The organism is Photorhabdus sp. HUG-39 (assembly GCF_963878365.1).
Classification (GTDB): domain Bacteria; phylum Pseudomonadota; class Gammaproteobacteria; order Enterobacterales; family Enterobacteriaceae; genus Photorhabdus; species Photorhabdus kayaii.
On record NZ_CAWNWY010000055.1, the window covers coordinates 1 to 20392 of the forward strand.

20 protein-coding genes and 1 pseudogene are annotated in these 20392 nt (G+C 40.6%); 14 read left to right on the forward strand and 7 right to left on the reverse strand.

The window, feature by feature from the left end; genetic code table 11:
- Positions 1–223: 223 nt before the first annotated feature.
- Entirely contained in the window at positions 224–526 is a 303-nt protein-coding gene (locus AAC155_RS22655) for a helix-turn-helix domain-containing protein (RefSeq protein ID WP_113044228.1), read from the reverse strand.
- Between the two features lie 127 nt (positions 527–653).
- Here AAC155_RS22655 and AAC155_RS22660 point away from each other — a divergent pair.
- From AAC155_RS22660 to AAC155_RS22710, 11 genes and pseudogenes are all read left to right on the forward strand, one after another.
- Positions 654–788: pseudogene (locus tag AAC155_RS22660) on the forward strand (helix-turn-helix domain-containing protein); the annotation flags it as partial.
- Positions 789–921: 133 nt separating this feature from the next.
- Positions 922–1125 carry a helix-turn-helix domain-containing protein gene (locus tag AAC155_RS22665; protein ID WP_113044229.1) on the forward strand — a complete coding sequence of 68 codons (204 nt, stop codon included), beginning with the start codon at positions 922–924 and terminating at the stop codon, positions 1123–1125.
- A 494-nt stretch (positions 1126–1619) separates the two neighbouring features.
- The gene (locus AAC155_RS22670) at positions 1620–2498 is read left to right on the forward strand and encodes a hypothetical protein (protein WP_113044230.1); all 879 of its coding nucleotides are present in this window, start codon (positions 1620–1622) and stop codon (positions 2496–2498) included.
- Positions 2499–2510: 12 nt separating this feature from the next.
- Complete coding sequence (locus AAC155_RS22675; protein ID WP_113044231.1) at positions 2511–3167, forward strand: hypothetical protein; 657 nt, start codon at positions 2511–2513, stop codon at positions 3165–3167.
- Complete coding sequence (locus tag AAC155_RS22680) at positions 3167–4327, forward strand: aminotransferase class V-fold PLP-dependent enzyme (protein WP_113044232.1); 1161 nt, start codon at positions 3167–3169, stop codon at positions 4325–4327. Before AAC155_RS22675 ends, AAC155_RS22680 begins: the two co-directional genes overlap by 1 nt.
- Positions 4328–4590: 263 nt before the next feature.
- Positions 4591–4731, forward strand: coding sequence for a hypothetical protein (locus tag AAC155_RS22685; protein ID WP_158536624.1), 141 nt, complete (start codon positions 4591–4593; stop codon positions 4729–4731).
- Positions 4728–5354, forward strand: a complete 627-nt coding sequence (locus AAC155_RS22690) for a hypothetical protein (RefSeq protein ID WP_113044233.1) — start codon at positions 4728–4730, stop codon at positions 5352–5354. Before AAC155_RS22685 ends, AAC155_RS22690 begins: the two co-directional genes overlap by 4 nt.
- Before the next feature lie 10 nt (positions 5355–5364).
- The gene (locus tag AAC155_RS22695) at positions 5365–6111 is read left to right on the forward strand and encodes a hypothetical protein (protein WP_113044234.1); all 747 of its coding nucleotides are present in this window, start codon (positions 5365–5367) and stop codon (positions 6109–6111) included.
- Between the two features lies 1 nt (position 6112).
- The gene (locus tag AAC155_RS22700) at positions 6113–6892 is read left to right on the forward strand and encodes a PIG-L family deacetylase (protein WP_113044235.1); all 780 of its coding nucleotides are present in this window, start codon (positions 6113–6115) and stop codon (positions 6890–6892) included.
- 10 nt (positions 6893–6902) lie between these two features.
- On the forward strand, positions 6903–7982 hold the full coding sequence (waaB, locus tag AAC155_RS22705) for a lipopolysaccharide 1,6-galactosyltransferase (RefSeq protein WP_113044236.1): 1080 nt from the start codon (positions 6903–6905) through the stop codon (positions 7980–7982).
- Positions 7983–8054: 72 nt separating this feature from the next.
- Positions 8055–8258: a hypothetical protein gene (locus AAC155_RS22710; protein WP_113044237.1), complete on the forward strand. Its 204-nt coding sequence runs from the start codon at positions 8055–8057 to the stop codon at positions 8256–8258.
- 55 nt (positions 8259–8313) lie between these two features.
- On the opposite strand, the gene AAC155_RS22715 is transcribed toward AAC155_RS22710, so the two are convergent.
- The 5 genes from AAC155_RS22715 to malK form a co-directional block, all read right to left on the reverse strand.
- The gene (locus tag AAC155_RS22715; RefSeq protein ID WP_392392060.1) at positions 8314–9213 is read right to left on the reverse strand and encodes a nucleotidyl transferase AbiEii/AbiGii toxin family protein; all 900 of its coding nucleotides are present in this window, start codon (positions 9211–9213) and stop codon (positions 8314–8316) included.
- Positions 9206–9739, reverse strand: a complete 534-nt coding sequence (gene abiEi / locus AAC155_RS22720) for a type IV toxin-antitoxin system AbiEi family antitoxin (RefSeq protein ID WP_113044238.1) — start codon at positions 9737–9739, stop codon at positions 9206–9208. The genes AAC155_RS22715 and abiEi overlap by 8 nt, the downstream gene beginning before the upstream one ends.
- Before the next feature lie 172 nt (positions 9740–9911).
- A complete protein-coding gene (gene malM / locus AAC155_RS22725) occupies positions 9912–10829 on the reverse strand; it encodes a maltose operon protein MalM (RefSeq protein WP_113044239.1) in 918 nt (305 codons plus the stop codon).
- Positions 10830–10948: 119 nt separating this feature from the next.
- Positions 10949–12235, reverse strand: a complete 1287-nt coding sequence (locus AAC155_RS22730) for a maltoporin (protein WP_113044240.1) — start codon at positions 12233–12235, stop codon at positions 10949–10951.
- Between the two features lie 36 nt (positions 12236–12271).
- A complete protein-coding gene (malK, locus tag AAC155_RS22735) occupies positions 12272–13381 on the reverse strand; it encodes a maltose/maltodextrin ABC transporter ATP-binding protein MalK (protein WP_112879315.1) in 1110 nt (369 codons plus the stop codon).
- 378 nt (positions 13382–13759) lie between these two features.
- On the opposite strand from malK, the gene malE reads away from it, so the two are divergent.
- The 3 genes from malE (at position 13760) to malG (ending at position 17540) form a co-directional block, all read left to right on the forward strand.
- The gene (gene malE / locus AAC155_RS22740) at positions 13760–14959 is read left to right on the forward strand and encodes a maltose/maltodextrin ABC transporter substrate-binding protein MalE (RefSeq protein ID WP_113044241.1); all 1200 of its coding nucleotides are present in this window, start codon (positions 13760–13762) and stop codon (positions 14957–14959) included.
- Between the two features lie 121 nt (positions 14960–15080).
- Complete coding sequence (malF, locus tag AAC155_RS22745; RefSeq protein WP_113044242.1) at positions 15081–16637, forward strand: maltose ABC transporter permease MalF; 1557 nt, start codon at positions 15081–15083, stop codon at positions 16635–16637.
- Positions 16638–16649: 12 nt separating this feature from the next.
- Entirely contained in the window at positions 16650–17540 is an 891-nt protein-coding gene (gene malG / locus AAC155_RS22750) for a maltose ABC transporter permease MalG (protein WP_011144846.1), read from the forward strand.
- A gap of 65 nt (positions 17541–17605) precedes the next feature.
- Here the strand turns inward: malG and AAC155_RS22755 are convergent, their stop codons facing one another.
- Complete coding sequence (locus AAC155_RS22755) at positions 17606–19621, reverse strand: LTA synthase family protein (RefSeq protein WP_113044243.1); 2016 nt, start codon at positions 19619–19621, stop codon at positions 17606–17608.
- Positions 19622–20392: the final 771 nt, after the last annotated feature.

Here is a 20392-nt window from a genome sequence, read left to right on the forward strand (position 1 = left end):
ATCAGCACCTTTGAATTTCAAGAACATAAAATGGTGACAGGAATGCAATCTTACCACCATGAGCTTTTGAATTTATTAGGCGCACAATATAAAGCGGTTTATTCCTGAATTAGGTGCGGAATGAAGGTTGAAGACTTTGTTCCTCACAATCATCTGGCACGTAAAAAGTCGATGCGGATATTGATCTTGAATATATCCGCGAGGGCTACCGGAGCGTTTGTGGTTAAACGGAAAATCCGTAGTGGGTACCGTCGGGTAACTCGATATCGAGACGCAGCTTGCTACCCGTTGCCTCAACGTAACGTTTGAGGGAAGACAGTTTCAAGTCGCGGCCAAACTTCTCCATGTCAGAAACCGTGGGTTGCTTGATACCAAGAGCCAGAGCTATTTCTCCTTGAGTCTTTTGTACCCGTTCACGGAGTTCTGCCAGATGGATGTTTAGCAACATCTCTGTTGCCGCAGCTTGTGCATTGGCAACAACTTCGGGCTTTTCATTTGCTAATATTTGATCAAGAGTTCTTGCCATAGTGTTTACTCCTTTTTTAGCTTTTCCAGATGTGCCGTGAACTCACGGTCAGCAATCGGAATCATCGTTTCAATAGCCCACATAACTACTCTTTACTCAATATAGGTCAAATGCTATATAGATAAAAAAAGTTGCGGAAAGAATGGGGGTTACGCCGCCAACGGTGACGAAAATGGAAAATAATGTAACAAAAGCTAGTATAGAAACATTAGTGCGCTATGCGCAAGCCTGTGGTATCCAGAACCCACAAATTACGTTGTAATTCTCTGTTCTATGGGGTTAGGGCATTACTAACCCTTCCTTCCATACTTTGACCCTATTAATGAAATTCTTGTAAAAGCAGGAGGTAAAATAATCGTGTGAATTAATTCCCCGCCCATCTTGGAAAACTGAGTATGACCACACTTGATGAATTGCTTGAAAAACGCAGCCCTGAAAGCCGCTATAGGATTGCTAAAAAAGTTGATGAAATGAAGCGGGAGATAGGGCTTTATCAGTTCCGCAAGGCCCGTGATGTTTTACAAACTGAGCTGGCAGCTGTGCTTGGGATCAAACAACCAACTGTTGCTAAAATGGAACAGTCTGATAATGACCCTTAAATATTATGGCGTTGTTTCAGTAAAAGCGGCAGAACTCGTCGTTCTGCCCGCTGAGGTTCGTGTCAGACTTGTCAAGCATGAGCGCGACAGCCAATGAAGTGGGAATCTTCGTGTTCAATCGGGTGGGGAATAGTCTTTGGTATTGGCAAAATTACCTTAGCTATGTAAGGGATATTATTCGATATGCAGAAATAGCTCATCGTATTTAATTCAAGGGGCTGGTCAATATAATTATTTCATTTAAAGTCCCATCACATAGAATTTATGAAAGATTATTCTCTTTAAGGTGCCTATTTTTATCCGTATTCTTGCATGATTGATGAAGACTTAAATTTAATTTTTCAGGATAAATAATCGTAGTTTTTCTCTTGTTGGATCTTTAAATTATGATACAGGTCATAAAATACAATATTTCATGATTCATATATTCGTAAATGAATATAAACTAAAAATGAGCAGCCATTGTCGCCAATATAAAATAATGGGGCAAAATAATGGAGAATGGAGTAAACCTGAATTATGAAGATATAACGGAAGAGAATTATATCCTAATAAATAATTTTTATAAGCGTGATATAGGGAGCTTGGATTATTTCGTTTGGAAAAATATGAAAGAAAAGAAGTATCATCTTTCCAGTGAGATAAAAGCATTTTTTTATAAAAGAAACGATATATGCTTGTCAATTCTTATAACAAGAAAGTGTGAATTCACTCTTAAACACAGACGAGTATCCATTAATATGCTTAGCGATTTTGGGATAGATGAAAGTGTAAAATCACCAACTTTGATAATAGAAAGTGCTAAACAAACACATAGTAATGATGTAGATGCGACGGTTTGTTACTCAGATGAAAGAAAGATCAAATGTTATTCAAAAATTTTCGAAAAATACATCTGTAGCAGAGTGAACGTTTTTGATTTTACAGAAGTAGTAGTAGAAGAATGTACTAAAGTCAATGTAGACCTGAGAGATTTTAATGAAATAGATAATATTAATAAAATCAATTTTTTCGGCAGGGAAGTAAATAACAATTGGATTGCTTACTCAAAGCAGTGTCCTCATTACAGTGATATTAAGTTGTTAACTGTTGGGAAAGAACTCGCGATATTAGGTTTTGATGATACCACGGTAGAGGTGATAGGTTTATCAAATACAGCTCCCGGTACAATTATATCTGTGATTGATTCTTGTCTTGCTATTAGGACAAAATGCAGAATAATCTTACCAAATCCTATTTATTCTGAGCTACAAAGTAGATTGAGTAAACATAGTATTATAAATAAATTGAGCATGATGATTGCCTGGCATACCGAAGAAAACTTCAATTTGCGTCATGAGGATATATTTATCAGTAGAATCGACAAACGATAAGAGGAGTTTAAAATGGGCTGTATTTTTTGTCACCCAGAATCTTCCTTTGAAAAAGATAAAATACTTTTACAAGGAGAATATTTCTATGCGTTCGTACCTAAAGGCCAGATAATTGAGGGCTATATAATAATTGCCACCAATAAATGTGAGACTGATTTAGGGGGATACCGTTGCTTTGCAGAAATATACGATGAAGAGGTAATAAAAGAACTGAAACAGTTTAAGGATATAATAAATGATTTTTATCTCGAATATTACAATATAAGCAATCCTCTTTGCTATGAAAATGGACGAGCCGGTGGTTGTATCATCATGGACCCGAATCAAAAGTATTGTTACCATGCACATTTATGTTGTTTCCCTACCGAGATTGATCTTCATAATAAATTAAAGGATCAATTTAAAATACATACAATAGACTCATTGGATGAACTTAAGATGTTCGGTGAGGCTGGTCCCTATATTTACGTTGAAGATAGTGGTAATAAGTATATTTTTACGATAGGTGAATCAGATTTTATTGAGAGAGGAATGATAAGGACCGTATTGGCAAATAATTTAAATGTGCCTGAAAGATCCGATTGGAGAGATAATGAAGGAATAAATGAGATGGATGCGACTGCTAAAAAATTCAAATTATATCTTAGTAACCATATGGAGATTGGATAATGTTATATGCAGATGTAGCTTCTACTTCATGGCCAAAATCACAAGAAGTGAAGGACATGATAAATATGTATTTGGACACTCTTGGGGTAACTCCAGGGCGCTCTTTATCGCAACAATCTAAAAAGGTTACGGACCTCGTTGAAGAGTGCCGACACGAATTCATCGAACAAACAAAATTAAATGGTCATGGGACAGTAATTTTTAACTCAGGAGCCACATATTCACTCAACGAATGTATAAAAGGTACGCTTAAACCGGGTGATAATGTCATTACTACCCATTTAGAACATAACTCAGTACTTAGGCCGATAAACCATTTAAAAGATATTGGGGTAAGTAGTCAATTTATCGATGTGACAGAGGGTGAAATTGATATGTCGCATTTGGAGTTTTTATTAAAGAATAAGAAAACTAAGTTATTAGCGGTTCATAGTTGCTCTAATACTATTGGTACATTTTGTAATATAGATGAGATAGGAAAATTGGCACATTTATACGGTGCGATGGTTTTAGTTGATGGTTCTCAATCTTTTGGTTCACAAGCAATTGATTTATCGAAAGGTAATATTGATTACCTTGTTTTTAGCGGACACAAAAGTTTAGGAGGAGTATCAGGTATTGGGGGGTACTTTATTCTTGATAATGGATTTTCTCATAATGAATTAATCCAGGGTGGGACAGGTGTATTATCAAGATTAACTACACAACCAACTGGAATACCATACAAATATGAATCAGGAACTCAAAACACTATTGGCATACTTTCATTGCTAGCGTCTATAAGGCGTTTAAAAAAAATTGGAATAGAGAACATTCAAAATAAATTACAAACTTTGCGTACAACTCTTATTGATGAGTTATCACAATTAAATAAGGTTAAATTAATTTGCAAACATAAAGTCGGGTTACCAATAATTCTTTTTACAGTAGAAGGTTATCATCCCGGAGAAGTCTCTTATATACTAGAAAACAAATACAATATTATTACCCGTCCCGGATTACAATGCGCACCGTTAGCTCATAAAAAATTTGGAACTTATCCTGATGGCGCTGTTCGAGTTAGCCTTGATACGTCGCATACAAAGGAAGATATTTTGAGAATAAAATCTGCCTTAGTTAAAATCACTGAGGAAAATCATAAAGAAGATACTGATAATTAATGAGAATAGTTCAGGAAATTTTGGTGATTTAGCAATAAGCAAGCTGCGAGTAAAATATTTATAGTTCATTATTTTAATATTAAAAAACAACAAGTTACCGATAAGAAATAGCTTGGAAATCACTAGGGGAATTAATTTTATATTTATTTCAAAAGAATGAAAATATGTCATTAATCACCATTGGTAAATAATACAATGATATAACTTAATAAATATATGATTTTATAAGGAAGTGATATGCATTTAATTAACAACAATAGCATATGAGAATATATACCCTATGGATTTCAAGATGGATCGCGACGGCAAGGGAACGAATCCCCGGGAGCATAGATAACGATGTGACCGGGGTGAGTGAGTGCAGCCAACAAAGAGGCAACTTGAAAGATGATGGGTATAGATGAATATGCTTAACAAGAATGAACGTTATCTAATCGATTTAATGAGTGGTAAATTGAATTATATACATATTGATAGAAACGGAGATTTTAACAATACAAACATAGACTGGAAAGATACTTTAATTTTATCTGGTTCTTTTAATCCACTTCATAAAGGCCATGAAGAATTAAAAGAAATTGCTACAGCGATGACTAAAAGAAAACCCTATTATGAACTGTCAATCAAGAATGCGGTAAAACTTACCATTTCAACCGATGAAATTTTCGAGAGGATAAGACAATTTAAGGGGAAAGGTGATATAGTTTTAAGTGACGCTAAAATTTTTACTGAAAAATCGCATATTTACCAAGGGGCAATTTTTGTCATTGGCGCTGATTTATGCCAAGAAATTAATAATCCTATTTATTATGGAGGTGAGGAGGGATTAAAAAAATCTCTTATGACAATTAAGAATAATAATTGTAGATTTCTGGTGGCTGGACGTTTTTTTAATAATAAATATCATACAATTGATGATTTGATGAATATTAGCAAGGAACATCGATTTCTATTTGAATCTATTCCAGAAAAGCTATTTCGCTTAGATATATCATCAACAGAAATAAGGTTAATGAACAAAGAATAGGAGATAGGACATGAGTAAAGAAAATAATAAAAAACTGCTGGATGGCAAAATTAATTTAAATTCAACATATTTAACCAAAGAGATTCAGAGAAGATTAAAGCAAGCTTCATTTATATTTAATCCTAGTCATGGAACTTTACATTGCCAGTTAAATAGTTCACAAATTAAATTATTTTCTGAAATATGTATGTTCTTGGAACAGGATGATAACTTAGATATTCTTGCCTCTTGTATACACGACTTATGGTGTGCAAAATATTTAGTTGATAATAAAACTGCTATGCAAGACTCAATAACAAAACTTGAAATTGAGTACAACTTACAAGTTAATTTTTTAAAACCTTATCAAGCATTCACTGAAAAAGAAAAGAAGTTTGAGAAAAGGTTAATAAAGAGTGATCTGAGTATTATATTGGAAGTAATAAAAGAGACTTATTTATATGATGATAATATTGTGTCTGACAATTTTAATTATGAGAGCTTACTTTCTACCAACGATACTATTTTTTCTGATTTAATGACAATATTAGGCCACAGTGACAGCGTAATAGAAGTTGCAGCAAAAAGAATCCATGCTAGCTGGTTTGATATAATGAAAGAATTTTATGCCCATGATGAAAGAGTTCAATTCCAAGAAAAGCCAAACATTGACAACTCAGATTTTATAAAAAACAGGGATGGGATACGCATTGATCTCGCCGCTATTTATATAGTACTTATGGAAATAAAATATAATAACTTTTGCATGGAGATTTAAAATGATACATCTATTTCTATCACCTCATTTAGATGATGTAGCTTTAAGCGCTGGCGGTTTAATACATAAATTAGTTTCAGAAAATCAAAAGGTGGTTGTTTTAACATTTTTTACTGAATATGACGAAAATATTACATCTCATTATTCACATTCTGCACATAATGATAATATGTATTCATTTATAAAACTTTATTCAAAGCGAGTTAATGAGGATATTGCTTTTTGCAATAAATTATCAGCGATTCCAATACATGGTAAAATTTTAGATTGCATTTACAGAGCCGATCAATATGGTGAACCTATATATAAAAATTCCGCCATGATTTATAGTGGTCAGATACATAAATCGGATGATGCATCCGATATGGCTCAAGATCTCATCGACAAAACATTATTAAATTATCAACCTGATTATATATATGCCCCTTTGGGAATAGGTCGACATGTAGACCACATCATAATAAATAATCTTGTAAATAATATAAAAGGTTCACGTAAGTTAAAAATATTACTTTATGAAGATTTCCCTTATGTTTTAGGTGAATATCCTATTGTTAACCCTGATAGTTTGGAAAATGCTTTATTAAGAAATAACAAATTTGATAAATGTGCCATATTGGTGGATATTGATTTAAAAGAAAAAGCGCAAAACATCCTATTTTATGAGTCTCAATTAGAACCTTTGTTTGATAATAAAGAAAATATTTTGATTTCATTAGAGAAATATCATGGAACTATTAATGAAATAAAAGTTCAAGAGCGTTTTTGGTTAATTCAATAAAGGATTTGTAATGAAAAAGATATTCATAATATACCATGATCTTTTTTTGAATGGATATGGTGGGGTAGAAACGGTATGTTTTAATTTAATAAGTCTGATTGGCCGTGCCAACATTGAAATTGATTTCATTTTCATATCTCTAAATGAGAAAAATAGAGTTGAAAATCGTGCTTGGCTATCTAATACCCAACATATCTCCTTAGCATCAAGCAATGATAAGTCTCGCCAGGATATAGCATGTGAACTGTCCTTGATATTAGAAACATTTCACCCCGAGATTCTAATAAGTTTAGACACAACATCTTGTAATATTGCTCGACTTTCTTGTGAAAAGATTAATTTCCCGGTAAAAACTTATTCTTGGCTGCATACATCCATTAGAAATCCTACCCCACAGAAAATTAAAGATTTATTCTGTGCCGACGAGCACCTTGTCATCAGTTCTGGCTTAAGAGATCAAATGTTATCCTTTGGAATAAAAACAGAGAAGCTTCATCTTATTTTCAATCCTATCAAGATGAATCCCTTTATAATTCCTCAACCAAAACACATAGCTAGATTCTTATATGTTGGAAGAATTCTTGCCTATAAGTCAAAAAATTTAACTGAACTACTTTTAGCTCTTTCACAATTGCATGGTCATTGGGAGTTACATATAATAGGTTCTGGTGAAGATGAGGGTTATTTGAAAGAATTATCTTCGCAACTCAATATAAATAACAATATTATTTGGCACGGTTGGCAAGATCAGCCTTGGGAATTTGTGATGGATAATATAAAAGAGGTATCAGCTTTTATTTTAACATCAAAATATGAAGGTTTTGGCATGGTATTAGCGGAAGCAATATCTTATGGTATCTATTGTATAAGTTCAGATTGTCAATGTGGTCCGAGTGATATTATTAATGATTTTAATGGTGAGCTTTATAAGTTAGGTAGTATTCTTGAGTTATCTAAAAAATTACAACTCATTATTGATGAATGTAAAATAAGAGATCACCAAGCAATAAAAAATTCTATTGCCTTTCTTTATGAAGATAATTTCCTGTTAAGAATCATTAAGGCTTTACCTGTATTAGCTCAGATCTAATGTACGACAGTTATTAGTTCAAAAACGCGTTGCTATCTATCTCTAGTCAAATCGGAGGATTGGCAGCAGAATATGGCATCATTTTTCCGCAACGCTCCGCTGCCTGAAGCACTTGAGGATGTAAATAATGGATTAACTGCTATTGCACGCAGGGTTTTGAAACAACTCTATGAAGACTGGCTGATACTGATTCAACAAACAGAGGAAATAGAAGGAACCTTTAAGTCGCATTCATCGCAAACGGCTCAGTGGCAGCAATGCGGTATTTTAATCTAGGGTGCCAGAGCAGCCATAAAATAGATGTAATCGTTATAACTTGAATGGAATGGAGTTATCTCCTGAAGAATACAGGCCCTTCTTCACAGTGGTTAACAACGTCTTTTAGGCTCGTCGTTAAATAGGTGGAAAATGCCTCTTGTCCTACACTTCTGTCGTATATAGGTGCGGGTATAAATCGTCTCATTTCGTTGTGAAAGTGACCAGAAGCAACAATAATTTCAATCGAGTCGATTCTGGCTTGAAGCAATTCTTCAAAGTTATCAAGATGATAATCTGATACTTTTCTTTTAATGAGTTCTATGTCTGGTGTTGTATTTTGCTGGCTTAACCATAATAAATCCCACATATCGCGGTATCGAATGTGAGATGTAGCAGCAGGGAATGCTATCAGCTTATCGGCCATGATTTCAGGCAGGGTTTCGACAGACACAGGGACATCAGCATATCCGTCGGGTAACACCGAATAATTTCTCGTCAATGAACGGGGGGTGTTTGTATACGCAGGAATATTGGCGATTTCTATTTTTATGCGCTGTTTTGGCAGGTCTTTACGTTCAGGCGCAGTAGTGACGGATATTTGCCATTTATCCACTTTTACTTCTGCATACTCCGGTTTGTTTCGTAGTTCATTTGGTTCCTTTACCGTGACCTCAAGCCCATATCGTACACCCAGGTATTTCTCGATACATTCTTTGATTCTACTCAAATCAGCCGAACAGAAACCACGCCCACCAGCAAAACCCAGATCTTCGCTAAATCGGTTAGAGCCGTAGCAGAGCCTTAGCGATGTACCATCCTGAAAGGTAATCTCCTTGAGTAAACCGTCCTTAGAAAGACAAAACAGGATGTCATAATGCAACAGTTCTTTTTCTACAACTGGCCTTAGGTTTGCCAGTCTGTCCTGTTCAATGACTTCATCGACAATGGCGTTAAAGTTAACTTGGTTAGACATAGTTGAGTTCCTCCAGCTGAACTAAATGCATATTCCTCCCCACTCTTTTTTGGTCACGCAGAGCAGTCTCTTTTTTTGCGATACGCAGGGGGCCACGGCTTTCTAACGTTGCCTTCAGAATTTCGCTAGGCTCTCTGCTGGTGTGGGTGATTTCAATGACTCCCCACGGTGTTTTAAACTCTCCAACTCTGCCAGTAGACATGATTGTCAGGCGGTCGATTGGGATTTGTGAGATGAACCCATATTGAGATAAAGCTGACTCTAGGCTGATGTAATTATATTCGCCTCGTCGGATATTTTTGGCGATAGTCTCCAGGGGATAGCTTCCCATGCTGGCTCGCGTATAGACATAAACCCCTTTGGTAATGCGAAGTAACAGTCCGGCTTTGATGAGGCGATCAATAGATTTTTGCAATGTCCGAGAAGTCTCGTCAGCAAAGATGATTTCCAAATCCTGTAAAAGGAAAATGGCTCTTCCCATTTTGCTGAACTCATCTAATTTGTTAATTGCTGTGAGTCTATCCATTTTATTATCTTTACTCTAAAACCCCTTTAAAGGGTGTTTTGTGTATAGATATCCATCATGACAATTATTTGTATACATAAAACCCCATTTCCGGGGGATGTGTGTAAAAAGGAGTTAGGCCCAATGCCCTCCTTTTCGGAGAGCATTTGTATTGAATGAATTAATGTCTGGTTTACCCCTTGTTTTTGACACTATTGATAAACGTTTCTCGTGCAGTTGAAGATCCAAGGCGTTCCGCTTCATCCAGAAGATTAAGGGCCTTCTCAATATTGCCATTATTAATTTCCTTTTTAATTGCATCACTGAAATAACGTTCTGTATCATTCAGGACCGGTTTGACTTTTTGCGGAATAGGTGGCGTTACGGTGGCTTGTGTTGGCCCGACAATGATCGGTTCTTGTGCCGGACTTGAGAAGACTTGACCAATCGTAATATTGCCAGCGTTTTGTTCTGATTTTACTTTTAACTTCAACGTGCCGGTTTGCGTATGGCGGGCAACGGGATCGGGAATCTCGGGAACAGCATTACCGACGCCTTGAGCGTAAGCTTTGGCGGGATCAACCATTTGTGTGGATTTCTGCAAATCGGTACGGGTGGTGTAGACCAGTATGTAAATTTGTTGTTGCCCTAGTGCTGGCGTCAGTTTTAGTTTGCCTTCCAGCCGATCGGTGGACATGACACCCGGACGTTCATAGGGGAAATAACTGCTCGGGTAAAATGCGGCAGGGCGTAACCCTTGATCCAGTACTAAAACATTTGGTACGTAAACTTGTTTATCTTGCACTAAACTGCTCAGGGTAATATCCAGAGAGCCTCGGTTTGCCGGCAGCGAGAATGCCGCTATCGGCCCTTGAATATCTCCCTCATTAAGATGCTGCGACATGGCATTGAGGATAATGGTCTGTGTATCGCTGGTATTAATCGGTTGCCAGCTCAGTTTTTGTAATGCTGTTGTTGAGAGAGAAGGGACAATAGTGTCCTGTGTCGTGGTTGCTTGAGTTGTTGTAGTGATAGGTGTTGCATAGCTTATCAGAGGAGCTGCGCTACAGAGTAAAGCACTAAGACAAAATGAGAGCAGTTTGGTTTTCATCTCTTACCCTTGTTCGGTTGAAAAAAAGAGACTGATACCCACGGTCAAGAGGTATATCAGTCCAAAAGGCGTTAACCATTACAAATCATTTGATCTGAGATCAAATCGTTGTAACCGGATTACCACCAAGCTTCGAATTGGGCGCCAAAGGTAAATTCATCATCGTCACCACGGCTGAATTTATGCGTTGCGGTATCACGGTAGGCCATTCCATCGATGTAACCGTCTTTTTTGTTCGCATTACCCCATTTTTCATCCCATTTTGCATAAGTGACGAACAGGCGAATGGCCGGACGCGACCAAATGCTGTCACCTGCCTGCCATTGTTGGGCTAGAGTGATTTTGTACTGATCATTGGTGTCATGAGTACGTTGGGATTTGACGTTATCATAGCCAATGTCCAGCAGGGTGCTCATCGTGGGCGTCCATTTGTACATTGGACGTACACCAACCGTATACCATGTGTTGCCATTGTTGTTGTCACGGTCAGTATCCTGATACATCGCTACGTACATGAGATCCCATTTTTCTGCGAGATTAATCGCGCCATGATTCAGAATACGTAGCATATAACCGTCATTGTTTACGCTGGCGCCTTCAGAATGACCGCTATTGGAGGAAGTCATGGAATCTGTCGCGTACTGTACGACAAATTTGTTGAAGCCCCCTAACATGCTCTGTGTATGTTCGGCGGTAAACATGAAACCATCTTTGGAAGCATGACGGTCAAGCTGGTAGTGGTCTCGTGCATTGGCACGCCCATAGTCAAAACCAAGTTCCAGATTACCGCCTGGGTTAACCTCCAAGCCGGATAGACGTATATCGTAGACATCATTGGAGGTGGGAATTTCTTTGCGCTGACCAGCAATCCAGCCATAAGAGCCACCAGATTCAGTGTTACGGGTGACGGCCAGAGAGAGCTTACTAAAGCCGAGATCAATATCTTGCAAGCCCGCCCCCGGACCAGAGATATCCCAGTAGTAGAAGTCAATCATATGCACGTCATGGCGCTGGTAGAAGCGTTTACCTGCCCATAATGTTGAACCGGGTAACCAGTCGATGACGTTCTTCGCTTGAACATTCACCTCACGGAACGCAGGGTCGGTGGATTCCCAATCATTTTTTTGCGCCACAGAATAAGCCACGTTGGTATCGAAGTAGAAACTCTTATTGCCATCCTTCCATAGCTCTTGGCCTAGCTTAAGCTCAGCATAGGTTTCACATTCATTACCTAAACGGTATTTGCTCTGTGCGCCAGTGCTTTGGAAACACTGTTGCTCACCGCCGCTACCGGTCCAACCAATACCAGAACGGGCGTAGCCGTGGAATTCTACGGCTGACGCTTGAATAGACAGTAATCCGGCCATAATGGTTAGTGAGATAGGTAATATACGCATTGATTTCATCAAGTATTCTCCTGTCGTTTTTTGATTAGCTCAGGCTTAAACCCCGGGTTCTTCATGCAGACGTTGGCATGCCGTTCCGTCTTCCCGGAATAAATGGCAGCGGTGAGGGGGTAGCCCGATGGTGAAGGTGGACCCTTCTTCCACCAGCACAACATCAGGCTGGCGGTAAACCAGATTTTGATGAATGGCCGGGATTTCAATGTGAACCTGGGTTTCATTGCCTAACTGCTCGACAACCTGCACTATGCCTTCCAACGTGACATCAGCGATATCACTTGGCAGGAGGTGTTCAGGACGTATCCCTAGAGAGACATTACTGCCTACTTTTACCCCCTTGCTTTCTACGGGCAGCCAGATTTGTTGTTGGTTGGGCAGAGTAATCTGTACCTGATCAATAGCGGTAGCCGTGACTTTAACTGGCAGGAAATTCATTTTGGGTGAACCAATAAAGCTGGCAACAAAGCGATTAACCGGGTAATGGTAAAGTTCAAGAGGTTTGCCAATCTGGGCAACATCTCCACCATCCAGTACCACGATTCTGTCGGCCAGCGTCATCGCTTCAACCTGATCGTGGGTGACATAAATCATCGTACGTTGCAATCGTTTGTGCAGGCGTGAGATTTCAATGCGCATTTGGACCCGCAGCGCGGCGTCCAGGTTGGAAAGAGGTTCGTCTAACAGAAAAACACTGGGTTCAGCGACCAGAGTACGGCCAATAGCAACGCGTTGACGTTGCCCACCTGATAGGGCTTTAGGGCGGCGATCAAGCAGGTGAGCGAGTTGGAGCATCTCGGCAATTTGCTTTACCCGTTGCTGAATATCACTTTTTTTGGCGCCAGCCAGCTTCATGCCAAATGACATATTGTCTGCAACAGACAGGTGGGGATACAGGGCATAAGACTGAAAAACCATCCCAACGCCGCGTTTGGCGGGAGGCACATCGTTCATTCGAATGTTATTGATCAGCAAATCACCGGAAGTCACATCTTCCAGACCCGCAATCATCCTTAATATTGTCGATTTTCCACAACCTGATGGACCGACAAAAACGATAAATTCGCCTTCTTGTATCTCAAGGTTGATGTTCTTGGAAATAATAGTTTCACCATAAGCCTTCGATACATTATGTAATGTGACGCTCGACATGTGTTCCCCCGGACTTATCACCGCAATTCGCGGTGAAAAATGATAAACCAGAGTGTGTTTAAGATGGCGGGTGAGTAAATCCTCCATACCCAAGTTTTTTATGGGGGAGGCGCTAGGAGGATGAAATAAGCGTTGTTGAGCTGGTTAGGTATGAGCTACTGGATAAATTGTGATATTTATCGCAAAAAAAGATGCCCCTTTTTGTGGTCAACGGCACGCTTCTTCTGTTTTTGTAATAGAGATCACAACCATTCCGGGCAGGGAGTAGAGTAGGGGAGGATGAGTCTTTCCATTGTTAATTGCACACTAGATCAGCACTCTCCGCCAATGTAACAAAACAGTTCACTCTGAACCTACTTAAACTATAAGGACGGAATGATGATAAAAACAACCTTAAAAGTAGGCGCCCGTACCTTAGCGCTTTCTGTTTTAGCCACGCTGGTGTTATCTGCCTCTGCTTTTGCAAAAATAGAGGAAGGTAAGCTAGTTATCTGGATCAACGGTGATAAAGGCTACAATGGCCTGGCACAAGTTGGTGAGAAGTTTGAGAAAGATACGGGTGTCAATGTTACGGTTGAGCATCCAGACAAGCTTGCAGAGAAGTATTCACAGGTTGCAGCAACCGGCGATGGGCCGGATATTATTTTCTGGGCTCATGATCGCTTTGGCGGTTACGCACAGTCTGGTCTGGTGACAGAAATCACGCCGGATCAGAGCTTCAAAGATAAGCTATTCCCGTTTACCTGGGATGCTGTGCGCTACGACGGTAAACTGGTTGGTTACCCTATCGCGGTTGAAGCCCTCTCTCTTATCTACAATAAAGATTTGGTGAAGACGCCACCAAAAACTTGGGAAGAGATCCCCGCTCTGGATAAGGAACTGAAGAGCAAAGGCAAAAGCGCTATTATGTTTAATCTGCAAGAGCCATATTTCTCTTGGCCGTTGATTGCCGCGGACGGAGGATATGCTTTCAAGATGGAAAACGGCTCATATGATGTGAAGAACGTCGGAGTGAATAATGCGGGTTCCAAAGCAGGGCTGCGTTTCATTATAGATTTGGTGAGAAATAAGCATCTAAATGTAGATACTGACTATTCCATTGCTGAGGCGGCGTTCAACAAAGGTGAAACGGCGATGACCATCAACGGTCCGTGGGCGTGGGCCAATATCGACAAGAGCAAGGTAAATTACGGTGTGGCGTTGTTGCCGACTTTTAAAGGCCATCCATCTAAGCCGTTTGTTGGTGTATTGACGGCAGGTATCAATACTGCCAGCCCAAATAAAGAGCTAGCGAAGGAGTTCTTGGAAAACTACTTGCTGACTAACGAAGGTCTGGAGATGGTGAATCGGGATAAGCCGTTGGGGGCAGTGTCATTGAAATCCTATCACGATATTCTGGCTAAGGACCCACGTATTGCTGCCACGATGGAAAATGCTAAAAACGGCGAAATCATGCCAAACGTCTCACAAATGAGCGGTTTTTGGTATGCCATGCGCAACGCTGTGGTTAATGCGTTGGCTGGCCGTCAGACCGTTGATGCCGCACTAAGTGATGCAGAAACCCGTATAACTAAGTAACCTGTGAGAACTCTTTTTTGAAGGAGTTCTCTTTCCTGCAACCAGTAAGGATGCCTGTTTGCAGGAAGATTGATTAAGCTATCCGCAAAGCTGTTATGTCGTAGTAAAAAGGAAGAGCATTATGTCAGCGACGCTCGAAAAAACATCATGGTGGCAGCATTCTGCTCTGAAATGGTTTGCAGTGAGCTTGTGTGTACTCTTTACCGGTTATTTGGTGGTATTGATGTACTCACAGGGAGAGTATCTATTCGCAATGCTGACGTTGGTATTGTTAAGTACAGGGATTTATGTTTTTTCCAACCGCAATACTTATGCTTGGCGCTATACCTATCCGGGCGTAGCAGGAATGGGATTGTTTGTACTGTTTCCGCTCATTTGCACCATTGCTATCGCCTTCACCAACTATAGTAGTATCAATCAACTGACTTTTGAACGCGCACAATCTGTCCTGATGAGCCGTCAGTATCAGTCAGGGCAAGCATTGACTTTTAAGCTCTATCCAAAATCGGATTTGTGGGTTTTGGCACTGAGTATACCGAGCCAAACGAAGCAACTAGTGTCCGAACCGTTTTCGCTGTCAGCAATGGAAGAGACGACTCTGCATGTGTATGAGCAGGATAATCTTGAGAACGGTGAAGCAGCGACATTGCGCATTATTACCCAGAATCGACAGGCATTGAACCAGTTGGTTGTTGTTTTACCGGATGGTAACCGGCTGAAAATGAGTTCGCTACGTCAATTCTCTGGAGTGCACCCTCAATACTCTCTTGAGGAAGATGGTGAGTCCCTCACCGACAATCAAACAGGTACGCTTTATCGCCCCAATACCGATACCGGTTTCTATCAATCTGTCAATGCTGAGGGAACATGGGGTAATGAGACTTTGACGCCAGGATTTACTGTTACCATCGGCTGGAAAAATTTCCTGCGGGTGATACAGGATGAAGGTATTCAGAAACCATTCCTCGCTATTTTCGTTTGGACAGTTGTGTTTTCTCTGTTCACTGTGGTGCTGACAGTTGCTGTTGGCATGGTTTTGGCTTGCATCGTGCAGTGGGAAGCGCTGAAAGGTCGTGCTGTTTATCGCGTGTTGTTGATCTTACCCTATGCAGTACCATCGTTTATTTCTATTTTGATTTTCAAGGGGTTGTTTAACCAAAGTTTTGGTGAGATCAATCTGTTGCTTAACGGTCTATTCGGTCTTAAACCGGCTTGGTTTACCGATCCAACGATGGCGCGAACCATGCTGATTGTAGTGAATGCCTGGCTTGGATATCCCTACATGATGATCCTCTGCATGGGGTTGTTGAAGGCAATACCCGATGATCTGTATGAAGCATCGGCAATGGATGGCGCAGGGCCGTTTCAGAACTTTTTTAAGATTACTTTCCCGTTGTTGATAAAACCATTGACGCCGCTGATGATTGCCAGCTTTGCCTTTAACTTTAACAACTTTGTTCTGATTCAGTTGTTAACCCTTGGTGGACCAGATCGCATTGGCACCACGACGCCGGCAGGCTATACCGATTTACTGGTGAGTTACACTTACCGTATTGCTTTCGACGGCAGTAGTGGGCAGGACTTTGGCTTGGCTGCGGCGATTGCGACAGTGATCTTTTTGTTGGTTGGTGCACTGGCGGTTATTAACCTGAAAGCTACCCGTATTAAATTTGACTAAGGAAGGAATGCAATGGCAATGGTTCAACCCAAATCACAGAAATGGCGTTTGTTAGCGACACATTTGTTGATGTTTACCTTTATTGCCATGATCTTATTCCCTCTACTGATGGTTATTACTATCTCCCTGCGGCCGGGGAACTTTGCTACGGGGAGTTTGATCCCGGAAAATATCTCTTGGGAACATTGGAAATTGGCACTGGGTTACAGTGTGGTATCACCGGATGGCCGTGTTACTCCGCCACCTTTCCCGGTTATGCTATGGCTCTGGAACTCTGTTAAGGTGGCCTTTATTACCGCTGTAGGTATCGTTACCTTATCAACGACTTGTGCTTATGCTTTTGCCCGTATGCATTTTCGCGGTAAAAGTACTTTACTGAAAGGCATGCTCATTTTTCAGATGTTCCCGGCGGTACTTTCCTTGGTGGCGCTGTATGCTTTGTTTGATCGACTAGGGGAATATGTACCGTTTATTGGCCTTAATACCCACGGTGGTGTGATTTTTGCTTACTTGGGGGGCATTGCGTTGCATGTCTGGACGATTAAAGGTTATTTTGAAACTATTGACGGTTCTCTGGAAGAGGCTGCCGCGCTTGATGGCGCGACACCGTGGCAAGCTTTCCGTATGGTGCTGCTACCGCTTTCGGTACCGATTCTGGCAGTGGTATTCATTCTTTCCTTCATTGGTGTGATTACGGAAGTGCCTGTTGCCTCACTGCTTTTGCGAGATGTGAACAATTACACTTTGGCGGTGGGCATGCAGCAGTACCTTAACCCACAGAACTATCTTTGGGGAGATTTTGCCGCCGCTGCTGTGCTCTCGGCACTCCCGATTACCATCGTCTTCTTGGTTGCTCAGCGCTGGTTGGTCAGTGGTTTGACCGCCGGGGGAGTAAAAGGCTAATCGCAATATTCTCAATGTGAATCCCTTTAATAGATTGAGATTAAAGGGATTCACGGAAGTATCAATTATTGCTGGTGGTGAACTTGACGATTTAATTGCCATGACAGGAGATCGGTAAATGCCTGCCAACGTTTGAACTGTTTGGTTTGGTCTGCTGTCATTGGCTGGGGGTCACCGAGTAATAATCCTGTTTGATTTGCCCACGGTCGAAATTCACCTTTGCCTATCATGACATAAGCTCCTTGCTGTGTAATAGTGACTTCCGGGTTATATCCTTGACACCAGATAGGGTCTAGATGTTCAGCCAGCAAATTACAGCCGGTACGGTAATAAGCTGTATGTGACAAGCTCAAATGGTAGAGGGTTGGCCAAATGTCTTTATGACTGCCGACTCTGGTAGCATCAAAAGTTGCGTTTTGGCGATAAGCGGGCGGCACGTAGAGATAAAACGGTACACCGTGGCCGATTGCCAACTCATGAGCATCTGGATAACTGATACCTCGAATATTATGGTCACCGGTTGCCGCAATAATGGTATGGGAAGCCAATGACTGAGATTTTACCCAACTAATAAATTGTCCTAATTGATCATTGGCGTAACGCAGGGTATGAAAAACCTCTTGTAACTCACTACCACTAGCCAAATGACTTAAACGTTGTTTCTCGGTATCACTCAGCTTGATGTCGGTTTTCTGATAACCTGCCGGCGATTTATACGGTGGGTGATGGGTAGTAGACAATGACATAATCAGAACATGTTCCCCGTTCTTTTCTGCCTGAATCAGGCGATCTTTAATATAACGGAACATAAACTCATCAGGCACACCCCAAGTACCAAATTGGGCTTCTGGATAGCGTTTTTTCAGCCCATTCTGATCGATGAATTCACTAACGCCCAAGTTTGGCAAGAACTGATTCAAATTACGCCATGCTCCGTTACCGGATGTGACGAAGATAATTTTGTAACCATTCGCCAGATAGGGTTTGAACATATTGCTGGTGAAATCGAGATGCTGCGCGGTGGATTGACTGACTGCGCTGTTTGGGCTGCGGATCAAGAAACGGCTTAAACTATCAATGGTGCCATCTCCTTCAGAAATGAAACGTTCAAAACGCCAGTCGTTTTGCCAGTGCTGGCGTAGAGCGCCAAAAACATCAAGATCTGGGCGATCCAAACTTTGTAGGTGATAACCCATACTCTCCATGACGTTAAATATTACATGAGGCGGATTTTTTTGAGCGGTGGGATTATCGGCAGTTTTAGCCATAAACGGTGACAGATTTGCGGGGGTTGGCTTCTCTAGAAAATGGTTTAATAACCAGCTACCTTGTGCATCTGTTGCTTCTGGGAAGTGGCTGTTTTTGTAATGATCATTAAACGCCCAATTCAGTGCCATTGGGCCATTAGGTGTCAGCATATTAAGTATTTTGACTTCTGAAACTTGTGTATTGGACTGACGTAGTGGAAAGGTGCCTATGGAGCCACGCATGCCAATGAAACAGACAGTCAAAATAACCAACGTCGCCATCGCAGAAACCGGCAGACTGGTTTTGCGCTCTGTGCGTGAAATAAGGTAGCGTTGCCAGAGCAGACAGAGCCAGAAAACAGTCATTGCGAACAGCGCTAAACAGAGCAAACTTTCAATCACGGGATAGTCGTTCCATAGGGTGTGCAGCACGGCTTGCGTATCATCTTCCACTAAGCCGAAGATGAAAATATCGAACGACCGTTCATAAGTGGCATAGTAGTAAACATTACTTACCGTCAAAGCCCCGACTACGGTATTGAGTGTTGTTGCCAACCACGGATAGGCGTGTTGCCATATGTTGAAGCTGTTTTTATTAATGGCAAATAAGCTAGCAATCAGCAGACAAGGCACAAACAGCAGACTGGCAATACGAATATCAAACAATCCGCCGATCCAGAACATTCGTTCCACGTCTTGAGTAGAGTCAATGAAGAGCTGATAACTGCCATAAGTTAAGAGAAGATAGATTCTTCCCGCCATTTGTGTTGCTACCGTTAGCAACCAGGGAAGTAAAAGTGCGATAAAAGCCAGTTTAAATCTGGAAAACCACATAATGCCTTCTTATTGGTAATAGATTGATAAGGTTAATTTAGTGTTTATCAGGTCAAGATCCTATCTCATCCAGCAATTTACTGCCTATCTCATTGGGTTATTTTATTTGCTATTCAGGAACCCGCCGAGCCCTCTCTGTAGAAAATGGCATTATCGGCAGGGAAGCACTGAAAGTTCAGCTTAACAGCGTCTGGGAAATTATTCATGAATATAAGCCAGATAATATCGTTACGTCCGGTTGCAAATAAAGGTAAAAAACCCAGCTTAATCTGGGGTCAATATTGGTGGTCTTACACGAAAGGTCATCGAAGTGAATATTGACCTTAACCCCAAAATCGGCGCGGACTGGTGCTTTAAAGGGCAGCAAAATGTGGCAGTGACTTAAATATGTGAAAGAGTTCATGAAGGCGTTTTCATTACAACAACGGCCTGGAATGAAAAAATGCGTGTATTGCCATGATGAAAGTTTATTTATCACCAGCCCCAATATACCGGATTAATATCTCGATGCTTTTGGGGTTTTATATTTCCTCCGCATCGGATGAAAATTTACGGCGATTTTTATTCATTCCATACCCTACATTGATAGCGATTAATCAGCTATTTTATGTGATATTTATCACATTTTTTCATGTCCATATGATAAATATCGTGATCTTGTGGTCATAATATTTAGAGAGCGAAATTCTCTGTTATTTGTCTCCACTCCATCCTACTCAGTTGGACGCGGTCTATTGTTCTCTCTAACGCCACGTATTAAATGATGGCTAT

Coding starts and splice junctions, on each gene's coding strand:
- AAC155_RS22655 (WP_113044228.1), bottom strand. CDS start 526: ATGGCAAGAACTCTTGATCAAATATTAGCAAATGAAAAGCCCGAAGTT.
- AAC155_RS22665 (WP_113044229.1), top strand. CDS start 922: ATGACCACACTTGATGAATTGCTTGAAAAACGCAGCCCTGAAAGCCGC.
- AAC155_RS22670 (WP_113044230.1), top strand. CDS start 1,620: ATGGAGAATGGAGTAAACCTGAATTATGAAGATATAACGGAAGAGAAT.
- AAC155_RS22675 (WP_113044231.1), top strand. CDS start 2,511: ATGGGCTGTATTTTTTGTCACCCAGAATCTTCCTTTGAAAAAGATAAA.
- AAC155_RS22680 (WP_113044232.1), top strand. CDS start 3,167: ATGTTATATGCAGATGTAGCTTCTACTTCATGGCCAAAATCACAAGAA.
- AAC155_RS22685 (WP_158536624.1), top strand. CDS start 4,591: ATGAGAATATATACCCTATGGATTTCAAGATGGATCGCGACGGCAAGG.
- AAC155_RS22690 (WP_113044233.1), top strand. CDS start 4,728: ATGAATATGCTTAACAAGAATGAACGTTATCTAATCGATTTAATGAGT.
- AAC155_RS22695 (WP_113044234.1), top strand. CDS start 5,365: ATGAGTAAAGAAAATAATAAAAAACTGCTGGATGGCAAAATTAATTTA.
- AAC155_RS22700 (WP_113044235.1), top strand. CDS start 6,113: ATGATACATCTATTTCTATCACCTCATTTAGATGATGTAGCTTTAAGC.
- waaB (WP_113044236.1), top strand. CDS start 6,903: ATGAAAAAGATATTCATAATATACCATGATCTTTTTTTGAATGGATAT.
- AAC155_RS22710 (WP_113044237.1), top strand. CDS start 8,055: ATGGCATCATTTTTCCGCAACGCTCCGCTGCCTGAAGCACTTGAGGAT.
- AAC155_RS22715 (WP_392392060.1), bottom strand. CDS start 9,213: ATGTCTAACCAAGTTAACTTTAACGCCATTGTCGATGAAGTCATTGAA.
- abiEi (WP_113044238.1), bottom strand. CDS start 9,739: ATGGATAGACTCACAGCAATTAACAAATTAGATGAGTTCAGCAAAATG.
- malM (WP_113044239.1), bottom strand. CDS start 10,829: ATGAAAACCAAACTGCTCTCATTTTGTCTTAGTGCTTTACTCTGTAGC.
- AAC155_RS22730 (WP_113044240.1), bottom strand. CDS start 12,235: ATGAAATCAATGCGTATATTACCTATCTCACTAACCATTATGGCCGGA.
- malK (WP_112879315.1), bottom strand. CDS start 13,381: ATGTCGAGCGTCACATTACATAATGTATCGAAGGCTTATGGTGAAACT.
- malE (WP_113044241.1), top strand. CDS start 13,760: ATGATAAAAACAACCTTAAAAGTAGGCGCCCGTACCTTAGCGCTTTCT.
- malF (WP_113044242.1), top strand. CDS start 15,081: ATGTCAGCGACGCTCGAAAAAACATCATGGTGGCAGCATTCTGCTCTG.
- malG (WP_011144846.1), top strand. CDS start 16,650: ATGGCAATGGTTCAACCCAAATCACAGAAATGGCGTTTGTTAGCGACA.
- AAC155_RS22755 (WP_113044243.1), bottom strand. CDS start 19,621: ATGTGGTTTTCCAGATTTAAACTGGCTTTTATCGCACTTTTACTTCCC.